The organism is Clostridia bacterium (assembly GCA_017405765.1).
Lineage (GTDB): Bacteria > Bacillota > Clostridia > Oscillospirales > RGIG577 > RGIG577.
The window spans coordinates 1-22,635 of the sequence record JAFQZS010000041.1 but is presented as its reverse complement, the minus strand read 5'-3'; the positions used below and the strand labels follow the sequence as shown (position 1 = coordinate 22,635).

At 49.4% G+C, this 22,635-nt stretch carries 20 protein-coding genes and 2 tRNA genes; all 22 read left to right on the top strand.

Annotated elements, in window-relative coordinates; genetic code table 11:
* Nucleotides 1–10 precede the first annotated feature (10 nt).
* The 22 genes from IJG50_07275 (at nucleotide 11) to IJG50_07170 (ending at nucleotide 22,405) form a co-directional block, all read left to right on the top strand.
* On the top strand, nucleotides 11–1,234 hold the full coding sequence (locus IJG50_07275) for a U32 family peptidase (protein MBQ3379644.1): 1,224 nt from the start codon (nucleotides 11–13) through the stop codon (nucleotides 1,232–1,234).
* Between the two features lie 35 nt (nucleotides 1,235–1,269).
* A complete protein-coding gene (locus IJG50_07270; GenBank protein MBQ3379643.1) occupies nucleotides 1,270–2,538 on the top strand; it encodes a 2-hydroxyacyl-CoA dehydratase in 1,269 nt (422 codons plus the stop codon).
* On the top strand, nucleotides 2,535–4,211 hold the full coding sequence (locus tag IJG50_07265) for a 2-hydroxyacyl-CoA dehydratase (GenBank protein ID MBQ3379642.1): 1,677 nt from the start codon (nucleotides 2,535–2,537) through the stop codon (nucleotides 4,209–4,211). Before IJG50_07270 ends, IJG50_07265 begins: the two co-directional genes overlap by 4 nt.
* A gap of 118 nt (nucleotides 4,212–4,329) precedes the next feature.
* Nucleotides 4,330–6,981 (top strand): alanine--tRNA ligase, encoded by a 2,652-nt coding sequence (alaS, locus tag IJG50_07260; protein MBQ3379641.1) that lies wholly within the window; start codon nucleotides 4,330–4,332, stop codon nucleotides 6,979–6,981.
* 43 nt (nucleotides 6,982–7,024) lie between these two features.
* The gene (locus IJG50_07255) at nucleotides 7,025–7,369 is read left to right on the top strand and encodes a histidine triad nucleotide-binding protein (GenBank protein ID MBQ3379640.1); all 345 of its coding nucleotides are present in this window, start codon (nucleotides 7,025–7,027) and stop codon (nucleotides 7,367–7,369) included.
* Nucleotides 7,370–7,416: 47 nt separating this feature from the next.
* A complete protein-coding gene (locus IJG50_07250; GenBank protein MBQ3379639.1) occupies nucleotides 7,417–8,436 on the top strand; it encodes a coenzyme F420-0:L-glutamate ligase in 1,020 nt (339 codons plus the stop codon).
* A 153-nt stretch (nucleotides 8,437–8,589) separates the two neighbouring features.
* Entirely contained in the window at nucleotides 8,590–9,195 is a 606-nt protein-coding gene (locus IJG50_07245; protein ID MBQ3379638.1) for a sugar O-acetyltransferase, read from the top strand.
* Nucleotides 9,196–9,411: 216 nt separating this feature from the next.
* Nucleotides 9,412–9,894, top strand: a complete 483-nt coding sequence (ruvC, locus tag IJG50_07240; protein MBQ3379637.1) for a crossover junction endodeoxyribonuclease RuvC — start codon at nucleotides 9,412–9,414, stop codon at nucleotides 9,892–9,894.
* A 3-nt stretch (nucleotides 9,895–9,897) separates the two neighbouring features.
* Nucleotides 9,898–10,491, top strand: coding sequence for a Holliday junction branch migration protein RuvA (gene ruvA / locus IJG50_07235; GenBank protein MBQ3379636.1), 594 nt, complete (start codon nucleotides 9,898–9,900; stop codon nucleotides 10,489–10,491).
* A 15-nt stretch (nucleotides 10,492–10,506) separates the two neighbouring features.
* Nucleotides 10,507–11,556: a Holliday junction branch migration DNA helicase RuvB gene (gene ruvB, locus IJG50_07230; GenBank protein ID MBQ3379635.1), complete on the top strand. Its 1,050-nt coding sequence runs from the start codon at nucleotides 10,507–10,509 to the stop codon at nucleotides 11,554–11,556.
* Nucleotides 11,557–11,598: 42 nt separating this feature from the next.
* Nucleotides 11,599–12,951, top strand: coding sequence for a phosphoglucosamine mutase (locus tag IJG50_07225; protein MBQ3379634.1), 1,353 nt, complete (start codon nucleotides 11,599–11,601; stop codon nucleotides 12,949–12,951).
* Nucleotides 12,952–12,968: 17 nt separating this feature from the next.
* The gene (locus IJG50_07220; protein MBQ3379633.1) at nucleotides 12,969–13,826 is read left to right on the top strand and encodes a class I SAM-dependent methyltransferase; all 858 of its coding nucleotides are present in this window, start codon (nucleotides 12,969–12,971) and stop codon (nucleotides 13,824–13,826) included.
* A gap of 13 nt (nucleotides 13,827–13,839) precedes the next feature.
* Nucleotides 13,840–14,688: an energy-coupling factor transporter ATPase gene (locus tag IJG50_07215; GenBank protein MBQ3379632.1), complete on the top strand. Its 849-nt coding sequence runs from the start codon at nucleotides 13,840–13,842 to the stop codon at nucleotides 14,686–14,688.
* Complete coding sequence (locus IJG50_07210; protein ID MBQ3379631.1) at nucleotides 14,646–15,551, top strand: energy-coupling factor transporter ATPase; 906 nt, start codon at nucleotides 14,646–14,648, stop codon at nucleotides 15,549–15,551. Before IJG50_07215 ends, IJG50_07210 begins: the two co-directional genes overlap by 43 nt.
* Nucleotides 15,544–16,365 (top strand): energy-coupling factor transporter transmembrane protein EcfT, encoded by an 822-nt coding sequence (locus IJG50_07205; GenBank protein MBQ3379630.1) that lies wholly within the window; start codon nucleotides 15,544–15,546, stop codon nucleotides 16,363–16,365. Before IJG50_07210 ends, IJG50_07205 begins: the two co-directional genes overlap by 8 nt.
* 10 nt (nucleotides 16,366–16,375) lie before the next feature.
* A complete protein-coding gene (gene truA / locus IJG50_07200) occupies nucleotides 16,376–17,119 on the top strand; it encodes a tRNA pseudouridine(38-40) synthase TruA (GenBank protein MBQ3379629.1) in 744 nt (247 codons plus the stop codon).
* A gap of 19 nt (nucleotides 17,120–17,138) precedes the next feature.
* A complete protein-coding gene (locus IJG50_07195; protein MBQ3379628.1) occupies nucleotides 17,139–18,404 on the top strand; it encodes a hypothetical protein in 1,266 nt (421 codons plus the stop codon).
* Nucleotides 18,405–18,428: 24 nt separating this feature from the next.
* Nucleotides 18,429–19,106, top strand: a complete 678-nt coding sequence (locus IJG50_07190) for a CvpA family protein (protein ID MBQ3379627.1) — start codon at nucleotides 18,429–18,431, stop codon at nucleotides 19,104–19,106.
* Between the two features lie 56 nt (nucleotides 19,107–19,162).
* Complete coding sequence (gene pgsA, locus IJG50_07185) at nucleotides 19,163–19,732, top strand: CDP-diacylglycerol--glycerol-3-phosphate 3-phosphatidyltransferase (protein ID MBQ3379626.1); 570 nt, start codon at nucleotides 19,163–19,165, stop codon at nucleotides 19,730–19,732.
* Nucleotides 19,729–22,083 carry an ATP-dependent Clp protease ATP-binding subunit gene (locus tag IJG50_07180; protein MBQ3379625.1) on the top strand — a complete coding sequence of 785 codons (2,355 nt, stop codon included), beginning with the start codon at nucleotides 19,729–19,731 and terminating at the stop codon, nucleotides 22,081–22,083. The genes pgsA and IJG50_07180 overlap by 4 nt, the downstream gene beginning before the upstream one ends.
* 153 nt (nucleotides 22,084–22,236) lie before the next feature.
* Nucleotides 22,237–22,328, top strand: a tRNA-Ser gene (locus tag IJG50_07175).
* Nucleotide 22,329: 1 nt separating this feature from the next.
* Nucleotides 22,330–22,405 (top strand) — tRNA-Pro (locus IJG50_07170).
* Nucleotides 22,406–22,635: the final 230 nt, after the last annotated feature.

Below are 22,635 nucleotides of genomic sequence, written 5' to 3'. Positions count from 1 at the left end.
GACTATGACGATAAAAAGACCCGAGCTTCTTGCTCCGGCAGGGAGTTTTGAAAAGCTCAAGGCCGCCGTAAGATATGGCGCCGACGCCGTTTACGTCGGCGGGACCGATTTCGGGCTTCGCGCCGCGTCGAAGAATTTTTCCGATTCGGAGCTTAAAAGCGCGGTAGAGTACTGCCATGAGAGAGGAAAGAAGCTCTACGTAACGGTAAACATAATAGCAAGGAACGACGATATAGAAAGACTTCCCGCATATCTTTCGCTTTTAAACGAGATAAAGCCGGACGCGCTCATAATTGCAGATATAGGGGTAATGAGCCTTGCGAAAAAATATGCGCCCGACGTGCCGATACATGTAAGCACTCAGGCGAACGCGACGAATTATATGTCCGCGCTCGAGTATTATAAGCTCGGCGCTTCCCGCGTTATACTTGCTCGGGAGCTTTCGCTTCGCGAGATAAAACAAATGCACGAAAAGCTTCCGAAAGAGCTTGAGCTGGAGGCGTTCGTTCACGGCGCGATGTGCATATCGTATTCGGGAAGATGTCATCTTTCAAATTATATGGCGGCGCGTGACGGCAATCACGGCGAATGCGCGCAGCCGTGCAGATGGAAGTATTTCCTCATGGAGGAGAAGCGGCCGGGAGAATTTTATGAGGTATTTGAGGAAGAAAACGGCGCGTTTATCTTAAACTCGAAGGACCTTAACATGATAGAGCATATACCAAAGCTTATAGACGCGGGCATATCGAGCTTTAAGATAGAAGGGCGCGTAAAAACGGAGTACTACGTCGCAACCGTGGTAAACGCTTATCGTCAGGCGATAGACGCGTACTGCGCCGATCCCGAAGGATACGTTTTCGACAAAAGGCTTTTAAGAGAGGTCTTAAAAGTAAGTCACAGAGCATATCACACAGGCTTTTTCTTCGGACATCCGAAAGAGAGCGGCCAAGTGTACGAATCGAGCTCATATATACGCGAGTATGAAGTGGCGGCCGTGGTGGAGAAAGATTCGTCTGCCGGAGCGCTTGCATCATGTACGCAGAGGAACAAATTCAAAAAGGGCGACCGACTTGAGATCCTCACCCCCGGGCGCACGGGAGAGGAGTTTACGGTAAGCGAAATGTATAACGAAAACGGCGAGACGATAGAGGCCGCGCCGCATCCAACTATGGCGCTTTCTTTGCGCATCCCGTTTGACGTAAAAGCGGGAGACATGTTAAGACGGCAAAAGTAACGCTGATTTGATAATTTTACGCAGGAGAGAGACGCATGGCGGATATAATAGAAACTTTCGGAGGTTTTGTAGAACGGCAGATACCGAAGCGTCCGCTTTTTGCAAGGCGGCTTTTGCTTACGGCGTACCGCGCCTACGGATGGAAACTGAAGCATATTCCCAATAAGAACCTCGGCGCGGCGAAAAATTATCTCGGCGCGCTCTGCATGGACTTTATAGTGAGTCCGCTTTCGCATCCCGAAGCCCAGGTGCTTACTAGCATGTTCACGCCGTGCGAGGTGTTTTTTGCAATGGGGCTTTACCCCATGTGTGCGGAGCAGTATTCGACATATACGAACGGCGCAGGCGCAGAGCAGGTATTTGTAAGGACGGCAGAGAATGCAGGCATATCGGAGACGTATTGCTCTTATCATAAGATATTGACGGGCGCTGCGGTAAGCGGCGTTATGCCTAAGCCCGCTGCCATTGTGAACACTTCGCTTGCCTGCGACGCGAATAATCTTACGTTCAGAAAGGCGGCCGAGCTTTTTTCGGCGCCTCAGTTTTATATCGACATACCCTACGAGCCGTGTGAAGAGGCCGTTTGTTACGTGGCGGATCAGATGAAAGATATGACGGCGTGGCTTGAGGATATAACGGGCAGGAAAGCCGATCTTAATAAGCTGAACGAAGCTTTAGCGCTTTCGCGCGAAACTGTGCGCACGATGCATGAGGTCATGGCTTTAAGAAAAGACAGATACATTTCCGCCGAGCTTACGAGCGAGCTTTATGAGGCGCTCCTTATGCATAATGCGCTTGGGCGTCCCGGGACGCTTACATATGCGAGGATGCTTAAAGAGGACTTTTTAAACAGCAAAGTAAGACCCGGAAAAAAGATAATTTGGATGCACACAAATCCGTTTTATCAAAAAACGGCGAAGACGATATTCGACTACAGCCGCGACCCGTGGATAATGATTACCGAGCTTTGCTACGATTCGCTTATAGACATGGACGACTGCGACCCGTACCGCGCCATGGCAAGAAGAGTAGTATATAACTATTATAACGGACCGATATCGAGGCGCATAGAAAAGGCGGCGGACACGGCGCGCGCGCTCGAGGCCGACGGAGTGATACTCTTCTGTCACTGGGGATGCAAGGAAACGTGCGGCGCCGCCGCGCTTATTGAGAAGGCGCTTACGGACGCGGGCATTCCTACTCTTGTTTTAAACGGCGACGGAGTGGACCGACGCAACAATTCCGACGGACAGTTAAAAACGAGGATAGGCGCATTTTTGGAGATGCTGGAGGAACGCCGATGATCTATACTGCCTGTAAATACGCGCCGGGGGAGCTTTTTTCGGGTTTTTTAGAGACGGCAAGTCGTCTTGACCCCGCGCCTGCGTCTTTTTCCTGTGCGGACGGTTGCTCCCACCCGAACATGTGCGGCTTTGCAAAGGCCGTAATAGAAGAGGTGAACGAAAAAAAGGTGCGAGAGCTTGTCATAACGGACTGCTGCGACGCGATGAGAAGGACATTTGACGTGCTGTTAGGCGAGGAACTTTCGTTTATATATTTTCTGCCGCTGCCCCATAAGACGGGCAGGGGGGAAACGGCCATGCTTTCGGCAGAGCTTAAAAAACTGAAAAACGCATATGAAAAATATTCGGGCAAATGCTTTTCATGGGAGCGCGCATGGGAAGCCTGTAAAGAAAACATAAAAGACAAAGAAGATGCGCGCGAATACGTAAGCGTTTCGGGCGCGCACGGCGGCAGCGCGCTCATAGCGCAGACGCGCGCCGTAATGCCCGATATATACATAAAAGACGACACATGCTCTGGAGATCGGACATGGCGCGCCTCTGCCTTTAAAGAATGCTCGCCGAAAAACGAGGAAGAGTTCTTTTTATGTTACGCAAGGCTTCTTCTTACCGGACCGGCGCCGTGTATGCGTATGCTCGACATAAAAGCGCGCGCTCGTTACGACACGGGCATAAAGGGTATAATATACCACACGATGAAGTTTTGCGACTATTACAGCTTTGAATACGCCGACATAAGGGGGCGCGCAGGCGTTCCGATTTTGAAGATCGAAACGGACGCGACGCCGCAGGCTTCGGGACAGCTTAAAACGCGCATAGAGGCCTTCGGTGAAACGTTGGGGTTAAATAATATGAAAAAGACGGACACACTCGCCGCGCGCGCGTCCGCGCGCTTCGTTGCGGGGCTTGATTCGGGTTCAACAAGCACCGACGCAGTCATAATGGACAAGGACAAAAATATAGTCGGAAGCGCCGTGATCGAAACGGGAATGTCTGCGACAAAGAGCGCAAGAGAGGCGCTTTCGGCGGCGCTGAGCGAGGCGGGCATATCGGAAAACGAGCTTTTGCTTGTTGTTGCAACGGGCTACGGCAGGGATTTTATCGACATAAAGAAGCAGACCATGACGGAGATAACATGTCACGCGCGCGGCGCGGCATATCTTTTCCCCGGCGCGCGCACAGTAATAGACATAGGCGGCCAGGACTCGAAGATAATACGGATAGACGAGGGCGGAAACGTGCAGGGATTTGTGATGAACGATAAGTGCGCAGCCGGCACGGGAAGGTTTCTTGAGATGCAGGCGCGCGCCCTTGGGCTTTCGCTCGCCGAGATGAGCCGCATGGGGCTTCGGTGGAGAAACGAGGTCAAGATATCGAGCATGTGTACCGTATTCGCGGAATCCGAGGTAGTAAGCCTCGTTGCCAAGGATACCGCGGTCGAGGATATAATACACGGACTAAATGAATCTGTAGCTTCTAAGACCGAGAGCCTTATAACGCGCGCACAGGGCAAGCCGGGATTTGCAATGACGGGCGGCGTTTCTAAGAATACAGGAGTTGTTGAATGCCTTGAAAAGCGGCTTGGTCAAAAGATCTCCGTATCGCCGCGTTCGCAGCTTTGCGGAGCTATCGGCGCCGCGCTCATAGGCTGGTCGGAGTTTCTTGAAAAGTAAACGACTGCGTTTTTTGATTTTTACAATATAAAAAATCAAGCCCGTAAATCGTTGACAATGACGCGGCTTAAATATATAATAAATGTTTGGAAAAAGATAAAGATATAAGGAGTTTTTTATGGAATACATGGGGCTTAACGAGATAAGAGAAAAATTTCTTTCGTTTTTTGAAAGCAAGGATCATTTAAGGCTCAAAAGCTTTCCGCTCGTGCCGATAAACGACAAGTCGCTGCTTTTGATCAATTCGGGCATGGCGCCCTTAAAGCCGTATTTTACCGGTGAAAAAACGCCGCCTTCAAAGCGCGTTACCACCTGTCAGAAGTGCATACGCACACCCGATATCGAGCGCGTTGGCAAAACGGCGCGCCACGGCACCTTCTTTGAGATGCTGGGCGACTTTTCCTTCGGAGATTACTTTAAAAAAGAAATAATCCCGTGGGCATGGGAGTTCTGCACGGACGTTATGAAGCTGCCTGTAGAAAAGCTTTATGTGACCGTATATGAGAACGACGACGAGGCCTATGAACTTTGGAACAAAAAGATAGGCATCCCCGCAGAGCGCATCGTGCGCCTCGGCAAGGACGACAACTTCTGGGAGATAGGCATGGGCCCCTGCGGACCGTGCTCGGAGATATATTTTGACCGCGGAGAGGAAAACGGATGCGGCAAGCCCGACTGCAAGCCCGGCTGCGACTGTGACCGCTATGTGGAGTTTTGGAATCTCGTGTTTACGCAGTTCGATTCGGACGGAGCCGGCAACTATGCGCATCTTGAGCATCCTAATATTGACACAGGCATGGGCCTTGAGCGTATGGCCTGCATAGTGCAGGGCGTGGACAACCTTTTCGAGGTAGACACGATACGCCGCGTAATAGACCACGTTGCGCGCCTTGCCCATACGGAATACAAAAAAGACTCCGTTAAGGATATGTCCATCCGCGTTATCACCGACCATATAAGAAGCGTCACTTTCTTAGTAAGCGACGGAGTGCTCGCATCCAACGAAGGACGCGGATACGTTTTAAGAAAGCTTTTAAGACGCGCCGCAAGACACGGCAAGATCTTAAAGATAGAAGGCACGTTCCTTTCCGATCTGTGCGAAACGGTCATTTCGGAGTCCGGAGAGGCTTATCCCGAGCTTATCGAAAAGCGCGACTTCATAAAGAAAGTCATCCGCATGGAGGAGGAACGCTTTATTGAGACGATAGACTCGGGCATGGCGCTGCTTGATTCGATGATAGCCGAGATGCAAAAAAGCGCTGATCCCAAGAAAAAGCATATCTTCTCCGGCGATACGGCGTTCAAGCTTTACGACACCTATGGCTTCCCGCTCGATCTCACGCGTGAGATACTTGAGGAAAAGGGTATCGTAGTTGACGAAGTGAGATTTGAGGAGCTCATGGAGAAGCAGCGCGAAATGGGACGCGCGAACCGCGCGGCAATGGACGACGTAAGTTGGAGCGCAAACTCCATGTCGGATATAGGCGATGATATAGATTTCAGATTCGTAGGGTACGATACGTTTGCCTCCGACGCAAAGGTAGCCGTAATGCTCAAGGACGGCCAAAGAACTGACGTGGCACAGGACGGCGACAGCGTACTCGTAGTGCTTGATACGACTCCGTTCTACGCCGAAGGCGGCGGACAGGTGGGCGACGTGGGCATCATAAACGCACCTAACGGCGTACTCACCGTTCGCGACACGAAAAAGACGGCTCTCGGCATTCACGTTCACATCTGCACCGTAAGCGAGGGAACTGTGTTTAAGGATGACGCGGTGCGCGCCATTGTCGATAAAGACACGCGTTTAAAGACGATGAGGAACCACTCGGTAACTCATATTATGCAAAAGGCATTAAAGGAAACTCTGGGCGATCATATTACACAGTCGGGCTCGTATGTCGATCAGTATCGCACGCGATTTGACTTTACTCACTTCTCGCCTGTTACGAAGGAGGAGTTAAGAAAAGTTGAGCGCCGTGTAAACGAGATAATAATGGAAGGTCTCCCCATAACTTTCTCATATATGAGCATAGACGAGGCAAAGGCCATAGGTGCGACGGCCGATTTCGGCGAGAAATACGGCGATGTGGTTCGCGTTGTAAATATGGGCGATTATACGATAGACCTCTGCGGAGGCACACATCTCGACAATACAGCGAAGGTAGGCCTTTTCAAGATAGTATCCGAGGCGTCTGTTGCGGCGGGAACGCGCCGTATCGAGGCCGTTACCGGCACTAACGTGCTTGAATTTTTACAGAGAGCCGAGCAGGAAATAGAAGACGCGGCTCAGCTTCTAAAGACTACTCCCACCGACCTCGTTTTAAGAGCGCATCAGGTAGTGCAGGAGATGAAGGATAATTCCAAGATAATAGAAAAACTTTCGTCGCGTATAGCGAATATGCAGATAGTAGATATGCTCAACGTGTCGAAGGACGTTAAGGGCGTAAACGTGGTTGCGGCGAAGCTTGACGACGTGGACATGGAGACGATGCGAATGATGGGCGACGCCGCAAAGGAGCGCGTTCCAAACGGAGTTGCAGTAATGTCCACCGTGAAGGACGGCAAGATAAGCTTCCTTTGCGTATGCGGCAAGGACGCCGTTAAGAGCGGCGCTCATGCGGGCAAAATAATAAAGGCCGTGGCGACGATATGCGGCGGCGGAGGCGGCGGACGCCCCGACAGCGCGACTGCAGGCGGCAAGGACGTCTCAAAGCTTGAAGAAGCGCTTGAAGCCGTAAATAATATAGTTTCGGATATGATAAAATAAATTAAGACGCGCAAGTCTGAACAATATAAAAGGAGGTTTTTTCATGGACGACTGCTTATTCTGCAAAATAATCGCGGGAGAGATACCTTCAAAGAAGATCTACGAGGACGAAAAGTGTTATGCGTTTTATGACATTTCGCCTCAGGCGCCCGTACATTTTTTGGTGATACCGAAGACGCATATAAAAGATGCGAACGCTCTAAACGCCGAAAATGCAGACGTTGTGGCTCACGCTTATGTGAAGATAGCCGAGATAGCAAAGACGCTTGGCATAGCAGAGGACGGATATCGTATAGTTAACAACTGCGGCAAGAACGGACAGCAGAGCGTCGCACATCTTCATTTTCATGTTTTGGGCGGCCGCATGATGAAATGGCCTCCGGGCTGATATAATAAAAACAGACAAAAGTATCGAGGGGAAAGGGTATTTTTAAAATGAGCGAACTTAAGCCTAATGAAGGCAAAAAAGCCATAGTTTTAGTCGATGGAGCGTATTATCTCCGCCTGCCTATAAGAACTCACGTAATAACCGATCAGGACAAGATCGAGGACGTAGCCGTAAAATATGCGAAGGAGCACGTTCGCAAGGGCGATATATTCTTCGTATCCGAAAAGGCCGTGGCCTGCACTCAGCGCAGAGCCATACCCTTAGAGGAGATAAAGCCCAGAAAGCTTGCGCGTTTTTTAACGAAATTTGTCTACAAGTCGCCCTTCGGCATAGGTTTGGGCATGCCCGAAACTATGGAGATGGCCTTAAGAGAATGCGGGGTGCCGCGCATTCTGTTTGCAGCGGGCGTAAGCGCAATAGGCAAGCTGTTTCGTCAGCGCGGCTGGTTTTACAAGATAGCTGGCTATAAGGCGGAGTCGATAGACGGCCCTACGCCCAATACGCTTCCTCCGTATAACAGGTATGTCGTACTCGGTCCGGCCGAGCCGGACGAAGTGGCAAAGAGCCTGTCGAACGCGCTGGGCATACGCGCCTGCGTCGTTGATATAAACGACCTTGCGGGACGAATTTTGGGCGCGTCGCATACGAGCATGGACCGCGACAGACTTGTAAAGATACTTAAAGACAATCCGCTCGGACAGAGCGCACAGCAAACCCCGATGGGTCTTATACGAGAGATAGACGCGGAAGACGTTGAGACGATAGAGGCAGCCGTAAGTACGGCAAGAAAGGCGTTTGAGGCGGCAGAATCCGTTATGCCGACTGCGACAAGCGCTGCAAAGGAAGCAATGGATGACGCCGCGCGCGAAGCAGCTCCGAATGTGGAAAAGATCGGCGAAGACGCAAAGGAAGCGCCGAAAAGCTCGACAGAAACGGTGAAGGAGGCTGTGGAAGCTCAAAAAATGGCCGAGGTCATTGTAGATGAGGCAATGGCGACAAAGAATATACCCACGGCGACCGAGGCCGTAAAAGAGGCCATTGAGGAAGCCGCAAGAACAGATGAATAAATAAAGATGGATCACTTAAAAAACAGGCTGAAGGATTCTTACGGCCTGTTTTTTATATATTTAAAAGCATGCGGCAACTGCGCGTTTACATATGGGCAAGCCAAGTGGTATACTCATAAAAAGGACAAATCCGGGCTTTGGGAGGATGTAAAAATGACCGAAAAAGAGAAAATGATTTCGCAGAAGTGGTTTGACAACTCAGATCCATGGATGGTAAAACAAAGACAGCTTGCGGCCGACACGGCTATAGATTATGATCGGACAAGGGAAGAGGATGCGGAAACGAAAAACCGGCTTCTTAAGGGACTTTTAGGTCATATCGGCGAGAATTGCAGTATCGCAGTCGGCGTTAAGTTTGATTACGGCTGCAATACATACATTGGGGACGACGTAGTCGTAAATTTCAATGTCGTGTTTCTTGACTGCGCCGAAATACATATAGGAGATCGTGTGCTTATAGGCCCAAATTGCTCGCTTCTTACCCCCATGCATCCGCTGCTGCCGAAGGAACGCTGTCATAGGAAGGCCGAGGACGGACATAAGTATTTAATGATACTTGCAAAGCCCATTGTACTTGAGGACGACGTTTGGCTTGGGGGCAACGTTACAATAATGCCCGGAGTTACCGTTGGACGCGGTTCGATAATAGGTGCTGGAAGCGTTGTGACAAAGGATATACCGCCCAACAGCATAGCGGCAGGAAATCCGTGCCGCATCATTCGCAAGATCACACCGGAGGATACGATGTACAAGCAATAAGCAATATAAAAAGACCCTCTCTTCAGTGTGGAACTTTAAGGATCTAAAAAGCGGCGCATAGGCTGCTTTTTTAACACATTCTTCACTAATTCGTCTTTTTGGAATATTATAATAATACATATACATATTTTTCATGTTGCATGTATTTTTTGTTGTGCTTTTGACATGTGTGTGATATAATTTATTATTATATTATTTAAGGTCAGGTCAGACATCATGATAATACTGGGGATAGATCCAGGGATCGCCACTGTGGGATACGGTATAATCGAATATAAGGGCAATTCATTTACGACGCTTGATTACGGCTCAATACTGACGGAGGCGCATTCGGAGTTTCAGGCGCGGCTCATGTCGATAAACGCGCAGCTTATAAGGCTTATAAATATGTTCAAGCCGGACGCTGCCGCCGTAGAGGAGCTGTTTTTCAACAAAAACATAAAAACAGCCATAACCGTGGCACAGGCCAGAGGCGCGATAATACTTACGTGCGCTCAAAGCGGCATTCCGACATTCGAGTATACGCCTCTTCAGGTGAAGCAGGCCGTTGTCGGCTATGGCCGCGCCGATAAGAACCAGGTGCAGCAGATGACTAAGATACTGCTCAATTTAAAGGCTGTGCCAAAGCCCGATGATACAGCCGATGCACTGGCCATCGCCATATGTCACGCGCACAGCAACAATTCTATTATGAGGTGAGATATGTTTTATTATCTTAACGGCACGATCGATATAATCGACGATGCGCGCGTAGCTATAGACTGCGGCGGCGTGGGATATCTTGTGTATACGGGGCTTCATACGAGAAAGCAGCTTAAAGACGGCGAGAAAGTAAAGCTTTATACATATGCTTCGATAGGCGAAGACAAGTTTGACATATACGGTTTTCTTACAAAAGAGGAAATAGACCTTTTCTGCGCTCTTTTGGACGTTTCGGGCGTAGGCGCAAAAAGCGCCGCAAGCCTTTTGTCGATGCCGCCCGATACTGTGATACGCGCCATAATCTCCGGCGATCATAAAACCATACAAAAGGCGCAGGGAATAGGGGCAAAGGCGTCGCAGAGGATAGTTCTGGAGCTTAAAAACAAGTTCAAGGGATACAAGTTCGACGACGATACCGAAAGAGATGGTGCGCCTGTTTTCCTTCAGGGAAGCAGATTTGAGGAGGCCCGCGACGCGCTTACGGCTCTCGGTTTTACCTTGCAGCAGGCAGAAGGCGTGCTTTCGGGAATGGATACAGAGAAGCTCTCTGTAGAGGAGATAATAAGAAGAAGCCTTAAGGAACTTATGAGATAAAGGAGAGTAAGCGTTTTGAGCGGCGATAACGACAGGCTTATAACGGAAAACTTAACATCGTTCGACGCGGATATAGAGACGTCGCTTCGTCCGCGCCGTATGGAAGAGTATATAGGGCAAGAAAAAGCAAAAGAGCGTCTTTCCATAGCGATCAAGGCGGCAAAGGAAAGAGGCGAGGGCATAGATCACGTGCTTCTTTACGGGCCTCCCGGTCTCGGCAAAACGACGCTTGCGGGCGTTATAGCAAATGAGATGGGAGTAAACCTAAGAGTAACATCGGGCCCCGCCATAGAGAAGCAGGGCGACCTTGCCGCGCTCCTTACAAATCTTTCCGAGCACGACGTTCTGTTCATCGACGAGATACACAGGTTGAGCCGCAGCGTTGAGGAGATACTGTATCCCGCTATGGAGGACTGCGCGCTTGATATAATCATAGGCAAGGGACCGTCGGCGCGTTCGATACGGCTTGAATTAAAGCCGTTCACGCTTATAGGCGCGACGACGCGCGCAGGCCAGATAACGTCGCCCTTGCGCGACCGATTCGGAGTGATACTCAGGCTCGAAATGTATACCGATAAGGAGCTTCTCGAGATAGTCATGCGTTCGGCGCGCATACTCGGAATAGCCGCGGATGAGGCGGGCGCTCTTGAGATAGCGCGCCGCTCCAGAGGCACACCGCGTATAGCAAACAGGCTTTTAAAGAACGTGCGTGATTTCGCACAGGTAAGAGCTGACGGCGTGATAACGAAAGAGGTGGCAGACAGCGCGCTTTCAATGCTTGAGATCGACGCTCTGGGGCTTGACGCTATAGACAGACGTATGCTTGAGGCAATAATAAACATATTCGGCGGCGGTCCCGTCGGACTTGATACTCTGGGCGCTACCATAGGAGAGGACTCCAATACGATAGAAGACGTATACGAACCGTATCTTATGCAGATAGGCTTTCTAGGACGCACTCCCAGAGGGCGCGTCGTAACTCCGCTTGCATACAGGCATTTGGGCATACCGATGAAAGACGATAAAAACGACGGCGGCAATCAGATGAAGATGGATCTGCCGTAAATATAAAAACACGGACAAAATAATGATATTTGGGAGGAAATCATGGGTAAATATTTTGGTACTGACGGAATACGCGGCATAGCAAACACCGATCTTACTTGCGAGCTTGCATTTAGAACGGGAAAAGCGGCGGCGCTGGTGCTTTCGGAGGCGTGCTCGCACAAGCCTTTGATACTCATAGGAAAGGATACGCGCATATCGTCGGATATGCTTGAAGCGGCCATAACGGCGGGATTTTGTTCGGTGGGAGCAAGCGTAGTGAGCTTGGGTGTTATCCCTACTCCGGCGGTTGCGTATTTTGTAAAGAAGCTTTCAGCCGATGCAGGCGTCGTTATTTCGGCTTCGCACAATTCGATGGAGTATAACGGCATAAAGCTGTTCAACTCCGAGGGAAGAAAGCTCTCCGACGAGATAGAAGCGAAGATCGAGGCAATACTTGACGACAAGAGCTTTAAGTTTCCCGAAGTTTCGGGCGCGGATATAGGCCGCGTGAGCGTTTACGAGGCGGCGAAGAAGGAATACGTCGATTTTCTTCTGACTGCTGCAGACGACGACCTTTCGGGAATGAAGATAGCCGTTGACTGCGCGAACGGAAGCTCGTCCGGCACAGCGCAGGCGCTCTTTTCGGCGCTCGGCGCGGACGCTTACGTATTTTGCAATACGCCCGACGGCACGAATATAAACGACAAATGCGGCTCCACGCATCTTGAGGGACTTAAAAAGACCGTAAAAGATGGCGGATATCATGTGGGCGTTGCATTTGACGGCGACGCCGACCGTGTGCTCATGGTAGACGAAAACGGCGATGAGATAGACGGCGACAAGATAATCGCGGGCCTTGCGCTCGATATGAAGAAAAACGGCACGCTCAAGGGCAACTCGGCCGTTGTCACTATAATGACGAATATGGGATTTTTTAAGCGCATGGAAGAGGCCGGCATAAACGTAGTAAAAACGAAGGTCGGCGACAGATACGTTATAGAGGGAATGCTCGAAGGCGGCTATAACATTGGCGGAGAGCAGTCGGGACATATAATACTTTCAGACTACAACACAACCGGAGACGGCGAGCTTTCTGCAATAAGATGGCTTCTTGCCCTTAAAAAGCAGGGCATAAAGGCGTCTGAGTTTGCGGCCGTGATGAAAAAATTCCCGCAGACCATAAAGAACGTGCGCGTGACGCCCGAGGGAAAGAAGGCCATAGATTCAGACCCCGACATTCAAACTGTCATAAATAATGTAAATGCAGAGCTTGGCGATTCGGGACGCACGGTCGTTCGCGCATCGGGCACTGAGGCGCTTATCCGCGTTATGCTCGAGGGTGAGGATATAGAAAAGATAGAGCGTATGGCCGAAGAGATAGCCGACGCGATAAAGAATAAATACGGAGCATAGGCAGGGATCAAAAAAATATGTGGTTGGCCGAAAACTGGCGCGATTATGAAGTTTTGGACGCGGCGGACAAGGAGAAGCTTGAACGATGGGGCGATATAATACTTATCCGCCCCGATCCTGCCGTGATTTGGACAAAAAATAAAGACGAACGGCTATGGAGCCAAGCCCATGCGCGATATACACGCTCAAAAAGCGGAGGAGGCTCATGGGACAGATTTGCGGCGGATACGTTTTCTGTGTCTTACGGGGAGCTTCACTTCAGACTGAAGCAGTTCGGCTTTAAGCATACAGGTCTTTTTCCCGAGCAGGCCGTAAATTGGGACTGGTTCATGCCTTTAATAAAAAATGCGGGCCGCCCCGTAAAAGTGCTGAATCTGTTTGCATATACGGGAGGAGCAACAATGGCGGCGGCGAAGGCGGGCGCAAGCGTATGTCATGTGGACGCCGCAAAGGGCATGGTATTATGGGCAAAGGACAACGCCCGCGCCTGCGGCCTTTCGGATGCGCCTATAAGGTATATCGTGGATGACTGTATAAAATTTATAAAACGCGAGCTTAGGCGCGGTTCGCGCTATGATGCGATCATTATGGACCCTCCGTCATACGGGCGGGGACCCGATGGAGAGGTGTTCAAGATAGAGGATAAGCTTTATGAGCTGTGCGAGCTTTCCGCAATGCTGTTAAGCGAAGAACCGCTGTTCTTTTTGGTAAATTCATATACGTCTGTGTTGGGTCCGGCCCTCTTGGAAAACATACTGAAGCTTACTGTTACAAAGCGCATAAAGGGCAAAGTATCGGCCTCGGAGATCGGGCTTCCCGTAAAGAATGCGGATATCGTGCTGCCGTGCGGAACGGCGGGACGCGTAGAGTTTTAATTATTGGAGATTTATGATGAAACCTTTTATCTCATTTGAAAATCTTAGCTTTAAATATGCTCCGCAGCAGCCGAAATGGGTGCTTGACAAAATAAACCTTACTATAGACGAAGGCTCGTTTGTCGCCGTATTGGGACATAACGGAAGCGGAAAATCAACGCTTGCAAAGCATTTAAACGCGATACTTTTGCCTACAGAAGGCAAGGTATATGTTGACGGGATAGACACGGCAGATGAAGAAAAGCTGTTTGAGCTGAGGCAGCGCGTAGGAATGGTTTTTCAAAATCCCGACAATCAGATCGTGGCAACGGTAGTGGAGGAGGATGTGGCGTTCGCGCCCGAGAATTTGGGGGTGCCGCCGGCGGAGATAAGAAAGCGAGTAGACGACGCCCTTGAGGCCGTAGGTATGAGCGAATATAAGGAAGCGGCGTCGTACCATCTTTCGGGCGGTCAAAAGCAGCGCATTGCCATTGCGGGCGTGCTTGCCATGATGCCTAAGTGCATAGTTTTGGACGAGCCCACGGCAATGCTCGATCCGCAGGGACGAAAAGAAGTTATGAATACGATACGCGACCTTAACCGCAAGGCCGGCATAACTATCGTAATGATAACCCATTATATGAACGAGGCCGTAATGGCCGACAGAGTAATCGTTATGGACGACGGACATATTATATTGGACGGCGATCCTTATGATGTGTTTTCGCATGTTGAAGAACTGAAGGCCGTAGGTCTTGACGTTCCGCAGACTACGGAGCTTATCTACCTTTTGAAGCGCGCAGGCGTGGATATCAAAAAAACAGTGCTTACGGACGAGGAATGTGCCGATGCACTTTACAGCCTTTTGGAGGAACAAAGGTGAAAATCGAGATACAAAATCTGACACATACGTACGGGGTGGGCACGCCCTTTGTAAAGAATGCCCTGGACGATGTGAGCATAACTATAGAGGATCATGATTTTATCGGTCTTATCGGGCACACGGGAAGCGGCAAGTCTACGCTTGTGCAGCATCTTAACGGCATCTTAAAGCCGACAAAAGGGCAAATTCTTCTCGACGGCCGCGATATGTGGGACAAAGCCACCAATATACGCGACGTCAGGTTTAAAATAGGTCTTGTATTCCAATATCCCGAGCATCAGCTCTTTGAGGAAACGGTATACAAAGATATTGCGTTCGGTCCGACGAATATGGGGCTTTCAGAGGATGAAATACGCGAGCGTGTTATGTATGCTCTTAAATTCGTCGGCCTTGAGTCCGATATTTTAGAGCAGTCTCCGTTTGAACTGTCGGGCGGTCAAAAGCGCCGCGTGGCCATTGCGGGCGTTATCGCGATGAAGCCGGAAGTGCTTGTGCTCGACGAGCCGACGGCAGGTCTTGACCCCAAGGCGAGAGACGATCTGCTCCTTCAGATAAAGAAGTATCATAAGGAGAATAATTCCACCGTTATCATCGTGTCACATTCCATGGAGGATATGGCGAAGACGGTGGACAAGATAATCGTTGTAAAGGACGGAAAGATCGAGAGATTTTTGCCTGTGGGAGAGATATTTGCAGACGCCGAGTCGCTTGGATCGATGGGGCTTGATATCCCGACCATAACAAAGGTGTTCAAGAGATTAAAGGAGCGCGGAGTTGATATAGACACAAATGTCTATACCGTAAAATATGCATATGAGATAGTGAGCAAACGCTTATTCGGGGAGGTAAAGGCCAATGCTTAAAGATATAACTCTGGGCCAGTTTTTCCCCGGCGCCTCGCCCATACACAGGCTCGATCCGCGCACAAAGCTTCTTTTGGCGCTGATATTTATAGTAGTGCTTTTTGTGATCAACAATATTTTGGCCTATGTAATAATGGGTGTGCTTTTGGCAGTTGTCGTTAAGGTGTCCCAGATACCGCTGGGGCTTGTTTTAAAGGGCTTAAAGCCGATATTTGTCATAGTAATAATTACCGCGGCGCTGAATATTTTTTATAATCCCAACGGCGAAGTGCTGTGGGAATGGGGCATACTGCGCGTTACGGTGAACGGCATAATGATGGGCGTATTCATGGCGATAAGGATAGTTTATCTTATCATAGGAGTTGCTATAATCCTTACTTACACAACGTCGCCGATACTTCTTACCGACGCCGTTGAGAGCGCATTTTCACCGTTTAAACGCTTCGGATTCCCCGCGCATGAGATAGCCATGATGATGACTATCGCAATAAGATTTATACCGACGCTTGTTGAGGAGACGGAAAAGATAATCAACGCACAGAAGGCGCGCGGCGCCGATTTTGAAACGGGAAGCATATTAAAGCGTGCAAAGGCGCTCGTGCCCATACTTGTGCCGCTTTTCGTGTCGGCCTTCAAGCGCGCCGACGAGCTTGCGATAGCTATGGAGTGCCGCTGTTACCGGGGCGGCGAGAACAGAACGCGCATGAGAGTATTAAAGACGACTTCGCTGGATTATGCCGCTGTCGTAATAACCGTCGCAGTATGCGCCGGACTTATCGCGTTCAACTTTATTGACTTCGGATGGAGGCTTTGAGGCCTTGGATATGCGGAATATAAGGCTGTGGCTTAAGTTTGACGGAGCTGGGTACCACGGATGGCAGAGCCAGAAGAACGCACTGTCCGTATGCGAAGTAATAACGGACGCGCTTAACGCTCTTACGGGAGAGGATATAAAGCTTTACGGATGCTCGCGCACCGATGCGGGCGTACACGCGCGCATCTACTGCGCTTCGTTCAATACGAAAAGCCCGATCGGCGCCGAAAGACTCCCCTTTGCTTTGAACTTCAGACTGCCCGGCGATATACGTGCCGTCGGAGCAGAGGATATGCCCCCGGATTTTCACGCGCAGTATTCGTGCATGGGAAAGGAATACGTTTACAGGCTCCACTGCGGACGCTTCGACGACCCGTTTTACAGGGGCAGGGTCTATCATTACAGATACGGCGAGCTTGACGTGCAGAAGATGGATGAGGCCGCGAAATTCTTTATAGGTACGCATGACTTTTCATCGTGCATGGCCAAAGGCTCTCAGGCGAAGAGCACGGTACGCACGGTCAAGTATTTCAATGTGGAAAAGAAAGACGGACTTATTGAGTTTACGGTATACGCCGACGGCTTTTTATACAATATGGTCAGAATAATGTCAGGCACGCTTGTTGAGGCGGGGCGAGGAAAGATAATGCCGCATGATATAGAGGGTATACTCATTTCGCGCGACAGAAGGCGCGCAGGCCTTACGCTGCCTCCGCACGGGCTGTATCTTACAAAAGTGGATTATACCGTTTAAAAGCGGCGTATGAGTTTGAATGCAGGTGTTTATAAAGATGCAGGATGATTTAAGAAAAAGAGGCATAATAGATCCGGACGATCCGAGATATAAAAGAAAAGAGCGGCCTGTTCTTCGCAAAAAAAGAAATATAAAGGCCGAAAGGGAGCTGCGTGCCCAAAAGGCGCGAAAAAACCGCAACAGGCTGATAATTTTCGGTATTATATTTATAATAGTCGTTCTGCTCATTCGTTTCGGAGATCTGTTTACCGTATCAAATATAAAATATACTTTTGATAATCTGGGATCGTCGATAAGAGGCGAAAATATAAGCTCGATCGATTTTACTTATGAGCCGGATAATAAGTACGAAATGTATAAGGGCGGTCTTGTTATAGGTTCAAGCGAGGGCGTGCGCATACGCCGTCCGAATAAGGGTGACGCTTACGTGGCATCGCGAACCTTTTCAGATATACAGCTTGAAAAGAACGACCGCTATGTTATAGCATACGATTATCTCGGTCAGGGGTATGTTGTGATATCGGGCACAGACGTCGAGTCGTCTCAGAATGTAAACGGCACTATACTTAGCGCGCGGCTTTCCCGCGGCGGGGGATACAGCATACTTACCAAGATAACGGGATACCGCGGCGTTATAACGGATTACGGCAGCAATCATGAGATAATATATCAGTATTACGTTGCCAAGGACAATATAATCGACCTTCAGCTTTCGCCCAATAACAGGCGTATGGCGGCGGTATATATAGATACCGAAAGCGAGAATTTAAAGGGCGGCGTATCGTTTTTTGATATTACGAAGGATGAGCCGACGGCTCGTTATGAAATAGACGGCGAGATCCCATTGAGAGTGGAATATAAGGAGAACAATCTTATAGCGGTGCTTCGTTCGGGCGGTTTTCTCTTCTTCCGTTCGAACGGCAGGCAGGTGGGCGAGTATTCGTTTGAAGGGAACATACCGTATCTTGCCGATCTTTCTCAGTCGGGTTACGCCTGCGCCGTTATAGGCTCTGAGATGAGCGGCGACAACGGAGAGCTTGTTATCGTCAACAATTCGGGCGATCTGCGGGGCTCGTATAAGCTTGACGCGTCGGCAAAAAAGCTGCTCACGAATAACTCCAGCGTGTTTGTTTACACAGATGACAACAGACTTATCGTAGTCGATTGGCGAGGCAATCTTCAGTCCGAGACGCAGCTTGACTCAAATACGAGAGACGTGCTTATGGACGAGTCGAACAACGTTTATGCGCTGGGACTTTCGCATGTGGAAAAGATAGAGTATTAAATCAGTATAAGGGAGGCGCTTTTTTTGAACATTGCCCTTGATATAATAACTGCGGCGATATTCCTGTGGGCTGTCATTGCTTCGTGGCGCAAGGGCTTTATAAAGGCTGTGCTCGGCTTCGTCGTGCTCATTGCGGCGTTCGTCGTTACGAAGCTTTATTATCAGTCGCTTGCTTTATGGATAGACGAAAAATTCATGCATAACAAAGTAGTCGATATGCTTGAAAAGATGGTTTCGTCGAACGAGCAGTTAAGCTCAGCCAGAGCGGCGTTCGACGCCTTTATAGGGAACGTAAAGTCGATAGTGCCGCAGCTTACGCCTAACACCGCAGGCATTAAAGGCTCAGATACGCTTCAGAGCGCTATAGATACCGTAACGGCGCGCATTTCGTATACGTTTTCGGAAGTTGCGGCCATTATCATTATTTTCGTTGTTGTGCTTATCGTCGGGCGCATAGCTATCGCGATAATAAATGCGATATTCAAGCTGCCGGGACTGGGTGCGATAAATCATGGGCTCGGGCTTATTTTGGGAATAATAAAAGGCGCCGTATTCGTTTTTTTGTTCTGCATACTCATATCGTTTGTCGGTATGATGACGGCCTCGAATCCCGATCCCGTGATAAATCGGGACTTGATAAACGAAACTTATATTTTTAAGATATTTTATTATAACAATATGATCGCGAACAGTCTGTTTTAACCGTTTTTTAATGGTTTTGTAATTATAATTTATTTATTTTGTTTTATGGTGATGATATGAAGATACTTAACGTGCCGAATGTTCTGACGATACTCAGAATGGTGATGATACCCGTTTTTATATATGTGTTTTTCGCTCCGATCGAGCATAGTATGCTTTGGGCGGCGTTTATATATGCATTGGCGGCCTTCACCGATTTTCTCGACGGACGTATTGCAAGAAAGTATAATCTTATAACGGATTTCGGAAAGCTTTTCGACCCGCTTGCAGACAAGCTTTTGCAGATATCGGCCGTTTTGTGTCTTGTGATTGCGGCCGTGCTTCCGCTGTGGTTCTTGCTGTTTTATATAATAAAAGAGGGACTTCAGGTGATCGGCGGCAGTATCCTTTATAAAAAGGGATACGTGGTAAGCTCGAATATTTTCGGTAAAGTGGCCTCGGTGCTGTTTTACATTGCGACTGCGGCCTTTTTATTGTTTGATATAGACGTTATCTTTAAGAACGTGATACTTATAGTAGTCGTAAGTATGGCGGTCGTTGCTTTTGCGGGATACGCCAGACAGTTCTACGACCAGAAGAAAGAGTTCGACAGAAAGAAAGAACTCGGCAAGGAGGACAGTGTATGACTTGTTACAGATGTAAAAAAAATCCCGCCGTCGTTTTTATGACGGTGTTTGAAAACGGAAAACCGGAGCACAAGGGTCTTTGCATCAAGTGTGCAAAGGAGCTTAAAATAGGAAATATAGATAAGATTTTAGAAAAGATGGGCATGACCGACGAGGATATCGAGAACATGTCGTCGGAGATAGCCGAATTTATAGGCGGAGAGGACGGCGAAGGCACTGATTTTATCTCGAATATTCTCGATTCGCTAAGACCTTCCGATAATACGCAGAACGCTTTGGGATCCGAAAATTCCGACGGACCTGAGATAATACAGATAAAAAGCGACGACGACGTTAAGGTGAACGATTACTCGCAGGGCGCGGGCAGCTCCGATAATATAGGCGGAGGATCTGCTTCGGGCACGCGCCAGAGGGTGAAGAATCCCAAGCGCAAACATCTTGAAACGTATTGCGTTAATCTTACAGAGCTTGCGAAAGAGGGAAAGCTTGACAAAATCGTGGGCAGAGACGCGGAGCTTCGCCGTGTGATACAGATACTCAACCGCCGTTCCAAGAATAATCCGTGCCTTATCGGAGAGCCCGGCGTCGGCAAAACGGCAATAGCAGAGGGGCTGGCGCAGAGGATAGCCGAAGGCAACGTGCCGCCGAAGCTCATGGACAAGGAGATATTCCTTTTGGATCTCACCGCGCTGGTTGTAAAGACGCAGTTTCGCGGCCAGTTCGAGGGGCGCGTAAAGGGGCTTATCGACGAGATAAAAGAGTCGAAGAACGTCATTCTCATGATAGACGAAGTACACAACATGGTGTCCGCCGGCGACGCGGAGGGCTCCATGAGCGCGGGCAACATTTTAAAGCCGGCGCTGTCGCGCGGCGAGGTGCAGATAATAGGCGCAACAACGTTCAACGAATACAGAAAACACATAGAGAAGGACGCGGCGCTTGAAAGAAGGTTCCAGCCCGTAAAGATAGGCGAGCCTTCGATAGAGCAGAGCGCAGAGATACTTTCGGGAGTGAAAAAGTATTACGAGGAATATCACGGCGTAAGGTATTCCGACGAGGTCATACGTCTTGCCGTGGAGCTTTCGGAAAGATACGTTACAGATAGATACCTGCCTGACAAGGCGATAGACCTTATAGACGAGGCGGGATCTTATGTAAACTTAAACAACGTGCCGAAGCTTGAGATAGAAAAGCTTGAGAGCGACCTTGAAGTACTCAGGCGCGAGAAGGATGCGCTTGTCGCATCCGACGATCCCACGCAGGACGTCTTCGAGCGTATTGCCACGATAAGAAGCGAGGAGTGCCGCATCGAGGACAAAATAATGGAGCTTAAAAAATCGGGCGGCGCCGTTGCCGACGTGACTATTGACGACCTTGCGATGGTGATAGAGCTGTGGACGGGCATACCGGCAAGCAAGGTATCCGAGCAGGAATTCGGAAGGCTGTCGCGCCTAAAAGACGCGCTCAAAGAGAAAATAGTGGGACAGGACGAGGCGATAGACGCTATCGTATCCGCGATAAAGCGCAACCGCGCTGGCGTGGCCTCGAAAAGAAAGCCCGTGTCCATGATCTTCGCGGGCTCGACAGGCGTAGGCAAAACAGAGCTAGTTAAAACGATAGCCGCGCAGCTTTTCGACGGCGTTGACTCGCTTATACGCCTCGATATGTCCGAATATATGGAGAAGCACTCCGTATCGCGCATAATCGGTTCGCCTCCGGGATACGTCGGATACGACGAGGCAGGGCAGGTGACGGAGAAGGTGCGCCGCAGACCGTACAGCGTCATACTTTTTGACGAGATAGAGAAGGCGCACAAGGACGTTTTGAACATTCTTCTGCAGATACTTGACGACGGCAAGATAACGGACGCGCAGGGCAGACTCGTCAATTTTGAGAACACGATAATCATAATGACGACGAACGCCGGAAGCGAGAAGCGCAGCGCCGTTATGGGCTTTGAAAGCGAAAAGGGCAGCGTTGGCAAAAATCAGACGATGAAGGCGCTCGAGTCTTTTTTGAGACCTGAATTTATAAACCGCGTTGACGAGATCATCACATTCAACCGCCTGACGCGCGAAAACTTCTTAAGCATCGCCGATATAATGCTCGGCGAATTTGCGGCGGAGCTTTCGAAGAAGAATATTAAAGTCGAATTTGAAGAGGGCGTAAGAGAATTCATATGCGAAAAGTCGTTCAGCGAAAAATACGGCGCGCGCAACTTAAGACGTTTTATCCAAAAGAATATAGAAGATAAAGCGGCAAATCTGCTCATTGAGAATTACGACAAAAAGCTTGACGCCATCGTTATCGGCGTTAAAGACGGCGAAATAGAGGCACACGTTAAAAAATAAAGCGTATAAGCGGCGTGTCAAAACGTGTTTTTTGACACGCCGACTCCGCATAAATGGGCGCCGGAACAAAATTTTTAATAATATTTAATAATAAATGAAAAAAACTCTTGCAATTTCATTTTATATGAGGTATAATTTCGTTTGTTATGAAACGGAGAGATGGCTGAGCTGGTCGAAGGCGCACGACTGGAACTCGTGTAACGGTTTATAGCCGTTCGAGGGTTCGAATCCCTCTCTCTCCGCCATCGGGGTGTGGCGCAGCTGGTAGCGCACTTGACTGGGGGTCAAGGGGCCGCAGGTTCAAGTCCTGTCACTCCGACCATAATAAGACCCGCCGAAACGGTAAAGTTTCGGCGGGTTTTCTGCGTTTAATACTGGCGTAGTTTCACAAATGAATGTATAATTCATTTGTGGGGTCTGTCCCAAAATTTGTGTAAAGTCCGAAGCATGGTGTAAAACAGAGCAAAAATAATATATTGCGGGAGGGCGGATTATTCCGGCCTCCCTTTCTTGCAGTATAAGCGGGAACGGAATGCATGTCAAGGGCGGCGG